General features: G+C 69.8%; 1 protein-coding gene. It reads left to right on the top strand.

From position 1 onward, the window contains the following. Window positions 1-25: 25 nt before the first annotated feature. On the top strand, window positions 26-262 hold a 237-nt coding region (locus tag CVH10_RS21695), incomplete at its 3' end, for a hypothetical protein (RefSeq protein ID WP_219924979.1).

The raw sequence follows: 262 nt of genomic DNA, 5'->3' as shown, positions 1-262 counted from the left end.
GGAATCGCGGGTGCTGGCGGTGGGGATGCTGCTGTTCGGAACCTCGCTGGTGCTGCAGGTCCTGGCGCCCGTCGCCTGGTTCCCGGCGATGCGGCTGGAGCTTGGGGCCGTGTCGATCCCCCTGGTGCAGGGCTGGATCATTCCCATCGTCATGGCGGTGGGGGCGTGCGGCATGTCGCTGGCCATGCCCAACATTTCGGCCATGATCAGCCGGGCCTCGCCGCCCGACCGGCAGGGGGCGATGCTGGGGCTGAACATGGCG

This window comes from Halomonas sp. ND22Bw (assembly GCF_003011945.1).
GTDB lineage: Bacteria > Pseudomonadota > Gammaproteobacteria > Pseudomonadales > Halomonadaceae > Halomonas > Halomonas halophila.
Note: the sequence above shows the minus strand (reverse complement) of the source record. Positions and strands in the feature narration are given on the sequence as shown.